Origin of the sequence: uncultured Algibacter sp. (genome assembly GCF_947487605.1) — a bacterium.
Lineage (GTDB): Bacteria > Bacteroidota > Bacteroidia > Flavobacteriales > Flavobacteriaceae > Algibacter_D.
The window spans coordinates 254,375-268,073 of sequence record NZ_CANKXK010000004.1 but is presented as its reverse complement, the minus strand read 5'-3'; the positions used below and the strand labels follow the sequence as shown (position 1 = coordinate 268,073).

The 13,699-nt window shown below is 32.0% G+C and carries 13 protein-coding genes; 6 read left to right on the top strand and 7 right to left on the bottom strand.

The genetic code is table 11. The features are described 5' to 3' along the window. Positions 1-4: 4 nt before the first annotated feature. Together Q0739_RS06705 and yiaA are read right to left on the bottom strand one after the other, a co-directional pair. On the bottom strand, positions 5-1,279 hold the full coding sequence (locus Q0739_RS06705) for a DUF2157 domain-containing protein (RefSeq protein ID WP_298237934.1): 1,275 nt from the start codon (positions 1,277-1,279) through the stop codon (positions 5-7). Between the two features lie 134 nt (positions 1,280-1,413). Next, positions 1,414-1,896 carry an inner membrane protein YiaA gene (yiaA, locus tag Q0739_RS06700; RefSeq protein ID WP_298237933.1) on the bottom strand — a complete coding sequence of 161 codons (483 nt, stop codon included), beginning with the start codon at positions 1,894-1,896 and terminating at the stop codon, positions 1,414-1,416. Positions 1,897-2,046: 150 nt separating this feature from the next. Here yiaA and Q0739_RS06695 point away from each other — a divergent pair, with 150 nt between their 5' ends. The 3 genes from Q0739_RS06695 (at position 2,047) to Q0739_RS06685 (ending at position 5,395) form a co-directional block, all read left to right on the top strand. After that, positions 2,047-3,567, top strand: coding sequence for a hypothetical protein (locus tag Q0739_RS06695; protein ID WP_298237932.1), 1,521 nt, complete (start codon positions 2,047-2,049; stop codon positions 3,565-3,567). 47 nt (positions 3,568-3,614) lie between these two features. Beyond that, the gene (locus Q0739_RS06690) at positions 3,615-4,823 is read left to right on the top strand and encodes a hypothetical protein (RefSeq protein WP_298237931.1); all 1,209 of its coding nucleotides are present in this window, start codon (positions 3,615-3,617) and stop codon (positions 4,821-4,823) included. A gap of 116 nt (positions 4,824-4,939) precedes the next feature. Next, positions 4,940-5,395, top strand: a complete 456-nt coding sequence (locus Q0739_RS06685; RefSeq protein ID WP_298237930.1) for a DUF4890 domain-containing protein — start codon at positions 4,940-4,942, stop codon at positions 5,393-5,395. A gap of 78 nt (positions 5,396-5,473) precedes the next feature. Here the strand turns inward: Q0739_RS06685 and hemL are convergent, their stop codons facing one another. The 3 genes from hemL to Q0739_RS06670 are packed head-to-tail and all read right to left on the bottom strand — an operon-like array spanning position 5,474 to position 8,491. Continuing rightward, positions 5,474-6,760: a glutamate-1-semialdehyde 2,1-aminomutase gene (hemL, locus tag Q0739_RS06680; protein ID WP_298237929.1), complete on the bottom strand. Its 1,287-nt coding sequence runs from the start codon at positions 6,758-6,760 to the stop codon at positions 5,474-5,476. A 12-nt stretch (positions 6,761-6,772) separates the two neighbouring features. Then, positions 6,773-7,576 (bottom strand): glucosaminidase domain-containing protein, encoded by an 804-nt coding sequence (locus Q0739_RS06675; protein ID WP_298237928.1) that lies wholly within the window; start codon positions 7,574-7,576, stop codon positions 6,773-6,775. Continuing rightward, positions 7,577-8,491, bottom strand: a complete 915-nt coding sequence (locus tag Q0739_RS06670; RefSeq protein ID WP_298237927.1) for a pyridoxal-phosphate dependent enzyme — start codon at positions 8,489-8,491, stop codon at positions 7,577-7,579. Positions 8,492-8,868: 377 nt separating this feature from the next. Here Q0739_RS06670 and Q0739_RS06660 point away from each other — a divergent pair, with 377 nt between their 5' ends. Together Q0739_RS06660 and Q0739_RS06655 are read left to right on the top strand one after the other, a co-directional pair. After that, positions 8,869-9,033 carry a DUF5522 domain-containing protein gene (locus Q0739_RS06660; RefSeq protein ID WP_298237925.1) on the top strand — a complete coding sequence of 55 codons (165 nt, stop codon included), beginning with the start codon at positions 8,869-8,871 and terminating at the stop codon, positions 9,031-9,033. Positions 9,034-9,183: 150 nt separating this feature from the next. Further along, complete coding sequence (locus Q0739_RS06655; protein WP_298237924.1) at positions 9,184-9,741, top strand: DUF4136 domain-containing protein; 558 nt, start codon at positions 9,184-9,186, stop codon at positions 9,739-9,741. A 154-nt stretch (positions 9,742-9,895) separates the two neighbouring features. Here the strand turns inward: Q0739_RS06655 and Q0739_RS06650 are convergent, their stop codons facing one another. Further along, positions 9,896-10,999, bottom strand: a complete 1,104-nt coding sequence (locus Q0739_RS06650; RefSeq protein WP_298237923.1) for a bestrophin family ion channel — start codon at positions 10,997-10,999, stop codon at positions 9,896-9,898. A 156-nt stretch (positions 11,000-11,155) separates the two neighbouring features. Between Q0739_RS06650 and Q0739_RS06645 the strand changes: the two genes are divergently transcribed. Continuing rightward, the gene (locus Q0739_RS06645; protein WP_298237922.1) at positions 11,156-12,916 is read left to right on the top strand and encodes an aromatic amino acid hydroxylase; all 1,761 of its coding nucleotides are present in this window, start codon (positions 11,156-11,158) and stop codon (positions 12,914-12,916) included. On the opposite strand, the gene Q0739_RS06640 is transcribed toward Q0739_RS06645, so the two are convergent. Then, the gene (locus Q0739_RS06640; protein WP_298237921.1) at positions 12,906-13,658 is read right to left on the bottom strand and encodes an enoyl-CoA hydratase/isomerase family protein; all 753 of its coding nucleotides are present in this window, start codon (positions 13,656-13,658) and stop codon (positions 12,906-12,908) included. The genes Q0739_RS06645 and Q0739_RS06640 overlap by 11 nt on opposite strands. Between the last annotated feature and the right edge of the window lie 41 nt (positions 13,659-13,699).

The following is a 13,699-nucleotide window of genomic DNA, read 5'->3' as shown; positions in this document are numbered from 1 at the left end:
TCTTTTATTTATTCAATTTTTGTCTTTTCAGCATGATATAATTGGTAAAAAAGAAACCAACACCAACACCTACAAATAATAAACCTCTTATTACGAAACTCATATTAGTATCGAAAAATCGACAAGCAATAAGTGCTGTTATTATTAGTAAACCATAATTTAAAATACCAAAGTGAAATTTATCTGCACCAATCTTTATAGCAAGAATTCCTAGAGCTAGTATTAAAAAATTTATTAGTGCTATTGAAGCAAAACTACCTGACATTCCAATAAAAAAGATGATTGAAAAAAGTATAAATACATATTGAAATAAGTTGAAGTTTTGAATCCATTTTTTTGAATATGAAAAAATCAAAACACCTATTGTACTTATAAAAAGTATTAATGACACATACATTTCTTGAGTACCAAATACCATATCATGTCTTAAAATATCTTTCCAGAGCCATTCGAAGCTTGTTAACAATAACATATAAATAGTTCCTAAAGAACCTAAGACTAAATGGCCATTTCGTCTTAATTTTTGATTATCGAAAAACGGTAGTTTCCCAATATTATATAACAACCCGAATAATATAACATACATTAAAAAACCGAGTTCTTCGGTTCTATCAACAAAAGCACCTAACACAATAATAACACTTAAAGGTATTAGCCAATTAAAAATTGAAGTAATGTTATGTGTCTTTTTGTTTTTTAATAATAGATAGTAATGTGGTATTAATATAGCTAATAGCAATATGTACAACCAAGGTGTTTGGTTACCATTAAAATACCCAAAAGCACAAGCGTAATTTGTTGTAAAAACAATATGTAGAATTGCTAATGCATTAGATTTTAAAAGATAAATTAATGGTGCGCAGAGTAAAATCCACGTTAGCATATAACTGCTAAAATTTCCTGGGATATTATAAATTTGACTCACCAAAGCCATACTAGCACCTACAGCAAAAAACAAGAATACTCCTGAGGCTTCTCGCCATGTTGTATTCTTCTTCTTTAAAATAGTATAGCCTACTATTAGTTGCCCAATAATTAATGGCGCAAAAGCAAAAATTGTTTTTATACTTCTTGAAAAATCATCCCAATTATGAGCTAGAATTAAAATAATACCAAGACCAACTAGTGTAGATCCTAAAACGGCAAAAACAGTAAATAATCGATTTGGTGAATCTGCTTTTTTAGACTTATAATAGTTTTCGATATTGGCGGCTACTTTATTTGAAATGACTTGCTCTTCAACAAGTTCTTTTATATCGTTTAGAATTTTTGAATTCATGTTTTTATTATTAATCTGTTAAAGATAATTATTTAAAACCTCGCAGCATTACCACGAGGTTTTGGGTTAATTAACTAACCAATCATCAAAACAACCCATAGATCTTTTTTGTTTTGATTCTAGTCATATAACTCCTATTTGTCTTCGACTTTTGCTCTATCTATATATTGTACATCTCTCGTATTTTTCTGTACTGCAATTGCTGAAAACAGACTCAAAAGAAAAGACATACCATAAAAACCTTTTTCACTTAAAAGCAAATCGGCATTCCATAATCCTATAACAAGAAGTGTTATTGATGCTACCGTTGTAAACCAACTTATGCTATAATAAATTTCGGTAACTGGAATATCTTCTAACTTATCTCTTACAGCCTTCTGAACAGAAATAACAGAAAACAGTCCAAAAAGCAGTATAGTAAAGTAATACCCTTTTTCATTCAGCATCATATCGGCATTCCATAAACCAATACAATAAGAGGTCATACCAATTAACAAGGCAGACCATGACGCTCCTATAAAAGCCGCTGTTGGCTTTTGATCATATACTTCAGCTTCTTTTTTAATTTTTGTTTCTTTTGACTTTTCATCAATAGAAACTGTTGTTTGATAATTCATAATATTTGTTTTAATGATTACAAGACAAAATTGCAATACTTAGAACAATTTTGGAATTTAAATATTTAACAATACTGACGATATAATTTATACATTATATATAATTATTACTATATTTATTGATAAAATAAAATTTTTAATGACGACTAAATGAATGATTTAAAAGATATAGTTTCTACATTATCAATTGAAGAACAGCATCAATTTATCGCATATTTAGAAAAAAAGAACAAACGCAACGACACTAAAAACACCAAGCTATTCAATCTACTATTAAAAGATGAATTAAACTCAAACGCTATTTGCGCAAGACTTTACAGCAATCAAAAAAAAGATGCCTATCATGCTTTAAGGAAACGGTTACACCAATCTTTAATAGATTTTACAGCAAACCAAAGCTTACAAGAAGAGAATTCTGTTGATATGCTAATCATTAAATACATACTAGCTGCAAAATCATTTTTACAACAAAATCAAAACAAAGTCGCATATAAAGTTTTAAATAAAGCCGAAAAATTAGCTACTGAACACGACTTATTTCCGCTTCTAAACGAAATTTACCACACCAAAATTCAATATGCTTACGCAAATCCTTCAGTAGAAATCGATTTACTTATTTCAAAATTCAAAAGCAATCAAAAAAATATTCAATTAGAAGACGACCTTAATATTGTGTATGCAAAAATTAGACAAACCTTAAACAACATTTCATATAAAGGAGAAGTTTTAGATTTTCAAACCATACTCAACAAGACACTACAAGATTATAACATTAACTTGAGTGACACTATGTCGTTTAAATCTTTGTATCAATTAATCACAATTGCTAGTATTTCTGCTTTTGTAACTAAAGATTATTTAAAAATAGAACCCTTTTTAATTAATACATATTATTCTATACTAAAACATAAACATCGGGATAAACAGCTTTATTATCATATTCATATTTTGTATGCTATTGCAAATACTTTATTTCGGAATAAAAAATTCAATGAGTCTCAGGAATACTTAGAAATAATGTATGACCTTATGCAATCTCAGAAGAAAAAACACTTCAATGCTTTCAATCTTAAATACCATTTATTAATAGCATTAAACTTAAACTACAGTAATAAACAAGATTTAGCAATTAACACTTTAGAGCCGTTAATAACAAAAAAGCACGCAGATACTGAAGCTCTATTAGATATATATTTAAGTTTGATTATGTTTTATTTTCAAAAAGGAAATTTTAAAAATGCGAATCAAATACTTTCAAGCTTATACCATACAGACAAATGGTATATAGAAAAAGCAGGCAAAGAATGGGTTATTAAAAAGAACCTAACAGAAATTTTACTACACATTGAACTCAAAAATATTGATTTAGTAGAATCTAGACTCCGAAGTTTTAAAAGAACCCATTATCCATACCTAAGAAGCATCAACCAACAACGCGTAATAACGTACTTAGGTTTCGTAGAACATTATTATAAAAACCCAGAACTAATAACCTCTAACAAGTTTAAAGAAACGGTAGAAAACGCATTCCATTGGAAGGAAACTCATCGTGAAGATATTTTTGTTATTAGTTTTTACAGTTGGTTAAAAAGTAAAATGAACAAAATAGATTTATACAAAACCACTTTAGACCTAATAAAACAAGCTCAAAAAGAATTAACAAACGCATAATTATTATTTCTTTAAACTTTACCTATTTTTGCCCAATGCTTAAAAAAATGCTTCTTATTGTATTCTGCTTTTCAAGTTTTATCTTACTTGGACAAGAAAAGGATAGTTTAACTTTTAAAAACGGTATTGATAAGCCTAGCATTTTAGCAACGCATCATTTTGGGATTTTTAGTTCGAGAATAAACAATAATTTCAAAATTGCTCCACCTAAACAAAAAATGCTTTCATTTAACTATACTAGCGGAAACAACTTTCATCCTTTTGTGGAAGCTTATTACCCAAAAGATCCTGCTGTAAGAGAAAAATTAAGCAATACCATTTGGCATGATCGCCGTTTTAATTTTATTGACCAAGAAACAACGCCTGCAGATTATCTTAATATTGTTATCGACGCGGTTATTAAAGAGTTTAGAGCCAACCTAAATATTCCTTTAGCAAAAAAACATGAGTTGGGCATTACTTTAAGATCGTATCTAATTACCAAAGGAAAACACCCCTTTTCTCTTTTTACTAGCGATGAAAGTATTGAGTGGTTTCACAGTAATGTTTTTGGAGGTGAAGATCCCTACGGCAGACGTTTTTATGGGCTAAACCAGGTGAATTTTGAATATATTGATAGAAACGGGAGAACACTTAAATTAAATAATAATGATTTCTTTTTGGGCGGTATTGAACTAAATCATTTTTATTATCCAACTTTAAAAGTTAATAAAACTAGGAATTTGTTTTTTAATATAGGAAGTCATATAGGTGTTAATACCTCTAAATTTAATGCTTCTGTAGATATTGGTATTTCCACAAATGCTGTCAAAAAAATTGAACTAAAAAGTGGCAACGAATTTAATATTGGCTTAGGAGCTAGTTTATTGCGAAAAAACTTTGCAAACTTTAGAGACAATCTTATTGATTTAGGAACAAACAAATACTTAGCAAGCTTGCAAAGTGATGTTGAATTCACAAAATATACTGAACAAAAAAATTATCATGCCTTTAGTGTGAATTTCCACATTCAATCCAGATATGGAAAAAAAGAAGAAGCTGGTTACTATCATCTGCGAGGTTTATGGAGAGAAATAAATGGTGGCTGGCAACATGGCGTGCAAACTCTATATAATCCACTTTCCGATTGGACATTTATCTATACATATGGCCGTCCAAAATTTAAGCTATCTCTTTATTTCAAAGAAGACTTTTCGGTTAATAACGCTCCCGATTTTCAAACAGGGCTAAGCGTTCAAATTCCTATCTCTAAATAAATTTTCTCGGAACTCACTTCACCTTAGAATGATGTTAATATAACGTTAAAATTGAACTAGCGTTAAACCTTTCTATTATTACTTAGTCAAAACCTTGAACAATAAAATTTATAGAAATGAAAAAACTTGTTTTAATAATCGTTGCCTTATTAGCCATTCAAGTTGGGGCACAAGAACCTAAAAGAGATGGCCATAAGAAAGGGCAAGCAATGAAAAATTTAAGTGCCGAAGAAATCGCTAATCTTAAAACGAAAAAGATGACACTTCATTTAGAATTAAATGAATCACAGCAAAAAGAAATTTATGACATCAATTTAGCTAATGCTACCACTAGAAAAGCACATATGGAAAGTCGTAAAGCAAAAAAAGAAAGTGGTGATGCTCAAAAACCTTCGAAAGAAGATCGATTAAAGATGGCTAATGCTCTATTGGATCATAAAATTGCTATGAAAGCAAAAATGAAAGAGATTTTAAATGAAGAACAATTTGCAAAATGGGAAAAAGCGCAAGCCAGAGCAAATGCAAAACAGAAAGGCAAGAAAAAACCGCACAAAAAGAAAAAACAAGAATAGATTGGTTTAGTTTAGTTTGATGATTATAGTTTTTGTTAGAGAGGAGTATTTCATTAGAAATATTCCTCTTTTCTTTTTCTATAAAATTTTAGCAACTTTACTAACTGCTTCAATTGTAAAATCTAAATCCTCATAAGATAAGGCATCTGTTATAAACCATGTTTCAAAAGCACTTGGTGCAATATAAACACCTTCATCAAGCATGCCATGAAAGAATTTTTTAAACCTATCGTTATTGCCTTTAGCTGCCGAATCGAAATCTATTACTTTGCCTTCATCAAAATGGACGGAAATCATCGATCCTAGTCTATTAATAGTGTGGTCTATATTGTTCTCTCTTAAAACTTTCGAAATCCCTTTATGCAAATAGGCAGTCTTTTCGGCTAAGCGATTAAAGATTTCAGTATTATTATTTAACTCTGTTAACATAGCCAAACCAGCTGCCATTGCCAACGGGTTTCCACTTAAAGTTCCTGCTTGATACACTGGCCCTAGTGGCGCTAAATGATTCATAATTTCATTTCTCGCTGCAAATGCACCAACAGGTAAACCACCCCCAATTACTTTTCCAAAACAAACAATATCTGCATTAATATTAAACAATTCTTGCGCTCCACCTCTAGCCAATCTAAAACCAGTCATTACCTCATCAAAAATCAATAGAATACCATTTTCATTACAAATAGTTCTTAATGCTTGCAGGAAATTATCCTGTGGTGGTATACATCCCATATTACCAGCAACAGGCTCAATAATAATACAAGCTATTTCATTTTGATTAGAAGTCACTAATTGCTTAACATCTTCAATGTTATTATATGATGCCAGCAAAGTATCTTTAGCTGTCCCTTGAGTCACACCAGGACTATTAGGAACACCAAAAGTACTAGCCCCACTACCTGCTTGAATTAAAAAAGAATCGCTATGGCCATGATAACACCCCTTAAATTTTATAATTTTATCTTTTCCTGTAAAACCGCGTGCCAACCTTACGGCACTCATACAAGCCTCTGTTCCCGAATTAACAAACCTTATTTTATCAATATTAGGCACCATTGAAACCGCTAATTCTGCTATTTTAGTTTCAATCTCTGTAGGCATTCCAAACGAAGTTCCCTTTTTTGCTTTACTAACTACTGCATTTACAACAGGCTCAAAAGCATGACCTAAAATCATAGGCCCCCAAGAGTTAATGTAATCGATTAGTCTATTGCCATCTTCATCGTATAAATAAGCTCCTTTAGCTTCTTTTACAAAAATAGGAGTCCCTCCTACTCCTTTAAAAGCTCTAACAGGTGAGTTTACACCTCCAGGAATTACTTTTTCTGCCTCAGAGAATAAGGCACTGCTTCTTTGATAAATCATGAATTTTTATTGTTATTGTTGAACCAATAAGATTTGACCAATATCTAAGTCGTTACCCTTTAACCCATTTATTTGTTGAAGTTCTTGTACGGTTGTATTATACTTTTTAGAAATCGAATACAATGTGTCTCCTTTAGAAACCGTATATAATAATTTACTCGACTCATTATCTTTTGCAATATTATTTTCCAAACCTAACAACGCTCTATCATACTCATAAAGTTTATAGCGTTCAATTAAACTTATAAGTTTCTCTGGATATTTTCTATCTGTGGCATATCCAGCAGATTTTAAACCTTTAGCCCATCGTTTATAGTCATGTTGCTTTAAATCAAATAAAAAAGCATACCGTTTTCTTTCAGATAAAAATAACGAATGGTCTCTAAATGAATATTTCGCATCATTATACTTCCTAAAACATTCTCCTTTTTTATCATCATCATGATATATCTTTTTACCAGTCCAATCATGACATTTAATACCAAAATGATTATTTGCCTTAACCGACAATCTACCTTTACCAGAACCTGATTCTAAAATACCTTGAGCCAAAGTTATACTAGCAGGAATTCCATAAAGTTTCATTTCGTTCTGAGCAATTTCTTTGTAAGTATCTATATACTTTTCAGTGGCATTGGCATATACTTTTGAAGTTTCTTTAACTAGTACTGGTTTTTTAGGAGATGTTTCAGCTAAAACTGGTTCTTTGCGCTCAATAACTGGTTCCGACTTATTTTTTTTAGTGACCACACCCTTCTTTGAGCCACAACTAAATGCTAAAAAACTTATAAAAACTATAACAACTAATCGACTCATTTATATATCAATTAAAGATAAACCTTTACTTTTTAAAACGTTATTCATACCTGTAATTCCCTGCAATCCACCTGTATGAATTCCTAATATTCTAGACCCTTTAGGAAAGTAATTTTTTTCGATTAAATCAAAAACACCAAACATCATTTTACCTGTGTAAACAGGATCAAGAGGTACTTTATAAAGAGACTTAAACTCGTTTATAAACGACACCAATTCTTCATTTATTTTAGCGTAACCTCCAAAATGATAACCCGATATTAGTTTCCAATTCGGTTTTGTTGCAAATTTACTAATATCTTCATGTAAAAAAGAACCTTTTAACGCCGGAAAACCCAAAACTTGTTGACTAGGTTTTGAACAATTTATAAGTCCAGAGATAGTACCTCCTGTTCCAACGGAACAACAGATATAATCGAAACAAGTATCATCTTGGTTTAAAATTTCTTCGCAACCCTTTATTGCCAAATCGTTTGTACCCCCTTCTGGAATTAAATAAAATCTACCGAATTCATTTTGAAGGCTTTCAATAAATAAATCATTTGTTTTATTTCTGTAATCTTCGCGCGAGATATATTTAAACTGCATACCACATTGTTTTGCAAAACTAAGTGTTGCATTCTCATATTCCTTCCCCAATAACTCATCTCCCCTTATAACACCAATAGTTTTAAATCCAATCTGTTTGCCAGCTGCAGCTACTGCAGCAATATGATTTGAATAAGCTCCTCCAAAAGTCAATAATGTTTCAAAACCTTCTTTTTGAGCCTCGATTAAATTATATTTTAGCTTCCTATATTTGTTACCTGAGACATAGGGATGTATTCCATCTTCACGTTTTAGAAACAACTCAACTCCTGCTTCATGAGGCAATTTTATTTGTTGATTAACACTATTTTCGAGCCTAAACATCATGCCTGCGAATATACTTTAAAAAACTCCAAAACTTTCTATGTTTGAGATATTCTAAGTTACATTCATTCGCATAAGACTCTCGCTCAAATGAAATATTTCGATAAGCTGTATTCCAATTTTTAAACTGAATGATTCTAAAGATAAACTCAAAAACATAAATAAGATAAAAAGGCAAAACCAATAGTTCTATTTGTTGCCTAAGGTGTATTCTTTCATGATTTAACAATACACTATTTTGCTTTAACCGTTTTGACCTTAAAAGCACAAATGGAAACAATGTTAATCCGTTATATCCCTTCGGAATTAAATATTTTGAAATGAGTATCATATTCTTTTAATTTCAAAAATCAGTCCAAATTATATTAACTTTGTGTGCTATGAAAAAAATCATCCCCATTGAGGAAGGCGACTACTATCTTACCCCAGAAGGATATCGTTGTTTTACAGAGCGGTACCATTTAAAAAGAGGATATTGTTGTGAAAGCGGTTGTAGACATTGTCCATACGGCTATGACAAACGAACAAATTCAACCAAAAAATAGCCTTTCTCACTCATTTTTAGATTAATACTTGGTATGATTCTTGATGCTATTAAAAGTAAAAAAAAGAAAGTTTCTGTAAATTAATTATCTTTATAGAATACAGGTTTACTCTAGCTTTTTACAACTATTATAACCGTAAAAAATTGCATTATGAATAAATTATTTAAAACTTTGTCGCTATTATTGTTAGTAATGGTAGTAACATCCTGTACCTCTGTTAGAGTTGCAGCAGATTATGATAAAGGTGCAAACTTTGGTGAATACAAAACCTTTGCATTCTTTAAAACTGGTATTGATAAAGCCGAAATTAGCGATTTAGACAAACGTAGAATACTACGAGCTATTGAAGCTGAGTTGTTAGCCAAAGGCTATTCAAAATCTGAAAACCCAGATTTATTAGTGAGTCTTTTTACTAAATCTCAACAACGCGTAGATGTTTACAACAATTCTTGGGGCATGGGCGCTTGGGGTTGGGGTGGTTGGGGAGGCTTTGGTCCTGGTTGGGGCTGGGGCTGGAATCAACCTACAGTTTCTACAAGCACACAAGGAACACTTTATATAGATCTTATTGATGCCAATAAAAAAGAACTTGTTTGGCAAGGTATGGGAACTGGCTATTTAAGCAGAAACATAGAAAAGAAAGAAGCCCGTATAAAAGAATTTGTCACAGAAATCATGTCTAAATATCCTCCGGGAGCACAGCAATAATGAACTCAAAGAAAAAGAGGCTGTCTAAAAAGTCATTGTAATACGTTTTGTCAAGTTGAGCCTGTCGAAACTAATATTGGTTTTCAATAAACTAAAAATATTTCGACAGGCTCAATATGACATTGAACTTACTTTTTAGACAGCCTCTTTTTTATTACATTACAATATCATTTTTCCACACATAAGGTTCTGGAATATCTGTATCGTCAATTAACTGTCTAATATCAATTTCAATTCCTCGACTCATATCTGTAATTGGTATGTCGTTTGGCCCTCCTTCAAATGGATTTTCAGTATTTTCTCCAATAGCCTCCATGGTATGAAATACCCAAGAAATTAAAGCACTAAATGGAATAGAAAACCAGACAAAATGTTTCGCAATAAACTCTTGAACCAAATGCCCTAAAGACGTTTGTGATTCATGAATAGCTAAATCTTCTAGAATATGATCTCCAATAGATTCGAACCCTTCCATTATTCCGAAGGGTAAAAGGATAATAAAAATCCACACAAAAAGATAATTTAAAGTTGCAAACTGTCTTGGATATGGGAAATTTTTTATACGCTCGCTTTTACCTTGAAGCGTGTAAAATTCAACCAACATATTCGCCATTTCCATATGCCTAAAATCTTCAATTAACCCTTGATTCATTAACTCCTTTAATCGTTTAGATTGAATCCCCAAAATTTGAGATGCTTGATTCCCTTTAGCGAATAATTCTTTAGATTCTTCTTCAGAAATATAAGGCTTGATAGCTTCTTCAATTGGGATTTCATCTTCACAAACTCTAAATTTTGCAGCTCTAAATTCTATATTAGACCGTTTAGATTTAAGATGCATTTCCCAAGGTTTATCTTTTCGTAGCTGGTAACGTAATGCTGTTAACCAAGCAACATGACGATGCACTAACTCACGATGTACTAAAGATAACTCACCTTGAGAAAGCGACTCTTTAGCATGGTCGTTATTAACAAAATCTTTCACCATAATAGTCCACGAACGTGAGGCATTAACAATACCTCCCCAAATTTTACGAGCTTCCCAGAGTCGATCGTATGATGCGTTGTTTTTAAAACTAACAATAAATGCCACTGCTGTCCCTAATACACCTAAAGGCAACCATGGGATATGTAACCATTTTAATCCCAAAACATCGAATAAAAAAACAGGGATTAATGCTAAAAATAGGAATAAAAAAATATGGCGCCGCGTCCATTTTAAGACTGCTAAAACTGGAAATATTCTTCTTATATACATGTTTGGTTAGAAATTTTTAGTTTTATAAATATATGGAAATCTTTAAATAACTAACCATTTCATAAACATTACGATATTCATAATTATTTAGTTTAAATAATGCTTTCTGTTAAAGAATTCGTATTTTTACTTGTGATTTACAAAGAAAAACAAACAATGTCGGATAATTTTGAGTCTAATGAAATATTAAGCAAGCTTCCTAGGCATTTAAGACAGTTTATAAAGCCCCAGAACTATACTGATTATTCAGCTATAGATCAAGCTGTTTGGCGATATGTGATGCGCAAAAATGTAGATTTTTTAAGCTCTGTAGCTCATAAATCTTACCTAGAAGGGTTAAAACAAACAGGTATTTCAATAGATAGCATCCCTAATATGTATGGGATGAATCGTATTTTAAAAGATATTGGTTGGGCTGCAGTTGCTGTAGATGGGTTTATTCCTCCAAATGCTTTCATGGAATTTCAGGCGTATAATGTTTTGGTAATTGCTAGTGATATAAGACAATTAGAACATATTGAATACACTCCTGCCCCAGATATTATTCACGAAGGTGCTGGGCATGCCCCCATAATAGCAAATCCAGAATACGCCGAATATTTGCGACGTTTTGGAGAGGTTGGATGCAAAGCTATTTCATCGGCTAAAGATTACGAGTTGTATGAAGCCGTAAGGCATTTATCTATTATCAAAGAAGCTCCAAATTCTAATGATGAGGCTATTGCCTTAGCTGAAAAAAAGGTTGAAGACCTGCAACGCAATATGGGTGAACCGAGTGAGATGGCCTTAATTAGAAATTTGCACTGGTGGACCGTTGAATATGGTCTAATTGGCAGTCTTGAAAATCCGAAAATATATGGTGCAGGCTTATTATCTTCCATAGGCGAAAGCGCTTGGTGTATGACTGATGAAGTTAAAAAACTACCATACAATATTGATGCAACCTTTAAAAACTTTGATATTACCAAACCACAACCTCAATTATTTGTAACACCAGATTTTGCTCACTTAAGCTTAGTACTTGAAGAGTTTGCAAATACCATGGCGTTAAGATGTGGCGGACTTACTGGGGTTAATAAACTTATAAATTCGAATGCTTTAGGCACAATTGAGCTAACTACAGGGTTACAAATATCTGGAGTATTTACAGATATTATTGAAAACAAAGGAAAACCTATCTACATACAAACTACTGGAAAAAGTGCTCTAGCCTATAGAGAAAAAGAACTCGTAGGCCATGGCACAGACACCCATAGTAAAGGTTTTGGTTCGCCAATAGGGAAACTTAAAGGCATTAATATTGCCATTGAAGATATGAGTCCACGTGACCTTGCTGCCTATAATATTTATGAAGAACAAAGCATAACTCTTGAATTTGAAGGCGGTATTAGAGTATCTGGTGAAATTATTACTGGAAAGAGAAATCTTCAGGGTAAAATTATACTTATAAGTTTTAAAAACTGCACAGTTACACATAGAGATAGGGTGTTATTTAAACCCGAATGGGGAACCTACGACATGGCGGTTGGAAAAGAAATTATTTCGGCGTTTTCTGGACCTGCCGATTTACATAGTTTTGATTTAATTACCCATATACCATCGTCAAAAACCATTCATCCTGATAAATCTGAAGAGCAGCTTGAACTTGAGACTTTATACCAACAAGTTAGAGATTATAGGGAGTATAAAAACAGAACAATTTCTAGAACAAAAGTTTTAGAAGAGCTCATTAATAAACACCCAAATGATTGGCTATTACCTATAGAACTATACGAATTAGCATTTGAAGGAAATGAAACCATTCTGTGCGATCGTATCTTGCAGCATTTAGAATCTATAAAGCAAAATCGACCAGAAGTAGGACAATTAATAGATGATGGATTAGTTATTATTACAAAAAAGGGCGTTATTGGTTAAACCGCTTCAAGGTTTCTTTAGTAAATGCACTTAAAACTAAATTGCCACTAATTTTAGCACGTTCATCTAATAAGGCATCCCAATTTTCTGTTCCTTTCCAGAAAACAGTTTTCATTTCTTTTAATGCTTCAGGGTTATAGCTAACTAATTTATTAGCTAAGTCTCTGACGGCATTATCCAAAGCATCCATAGATTTGTAAACATTGGCATACAAGCCTTTATCATTAGCGAATTCAGCCGAAAAAAAAGATTCTGCATCAATAGTCATCTGAGACATGGTAGTTTTTCCCATTTTCCTAGAAACCGCTGGTTCTATTACAAATGGACCAATACCTATACTTAATTCACTTAGCTTTATTGAAGCATATTTTGTTGCTAAACAATAATCTGTAGCGGCAGCTAAACCAACACCTCCACCTACAGCTTTTCCTTGAACACGTCCAATAATTAATTTTGAGCATTTTCGCATGGTATTAATTAAATTGGCAAAGCCTAAAAAAAACTGTTTACCATCTTCTTCATTATCAATACTTATAAGCTCTTTAAAACTTGCGCCTGCACAAAATGTTCTATCTCCTCCACTTTTAAGTACAATAACTTTTATATCATCATCATTGTCTGCTTTGACTATAATTTCTTCTAATTTTTTAAGATTGTCGCTAGGCATTGCATTATGATCTGGATGAAAAAACTCTATATACCCAATACTATTTTCAATTGTAAGTGTTACGTATGGCTCCATATTAACTTATTGTTACAAAAGTTGAATATACATAAAATTTT